Annotated in this window: 1 protein-coding gene; it reads right to left on the bottom strand. The window is 68.6% G+C overall.

The window, feature by feature from the left end:
- Positions 1-411: TonB-dependent receptor domain-containing protein (locus FJV41_RS56235; RefSeq protein ID WP_141649668.1), on the bottom strand; the 411-nt coding region annotated here is incomplete at both ends.

Genomic DNA, 411 nt, shown 5'->3' with positions numbered 1-411 from the left:
CGTTGGACCAGTCGATGTAACGCTTGTCGCCCAGGTTGAACACGCCGACGTTGAAGGTGGCGCCCGGGGCGAAGTTCCAGTGCGCCATCAGGTCGGCCACGCCGTAGCCGGCCGGGCGGTACACCGTGGCGGCGGTGACGCGGTCCTTGCGCTTGACGAAGGTACCGGCCAGTTCGACGCCCCAGGTGTCGGTGTCGTACATCAGGCCGACGGTGCCACGCAGCGGGTCGACCGAATCCAGCGGGGTGTCTTCGGTCCTGTTGTCGCCGCGCGACCAGGCCACCGAGCTGCGCAGCGCCCAGCCCTGCAGCGCCGGGCTGATCTGGCCGAAGTCGACGCCGGCCTTCATCTCGGCACCGTAGATGCGCGCATCCGCGATGTTGCGCGACTGGAACACCATCAGGCCCTGGG

The organism is Myxococcus llanfairpwllgwyngyllgogerychwyrndrobwllllantysiliogogogochensis, assembly GCF_006636215.1.
In the GTDB taxonomy this organism is placed as follows: domain Bacteria; phylum Myxococcota; class Myxococcia; order Myxococcales; family Myxococcaceae; genus Myxococcus; species Myxococcus llanfairpwllgwyngyllgogerychwyrndrobwllllantysiliogogogochensis.
This window is presented reverse-complemented; position numbering and strand designations above follow the sequence as displayed.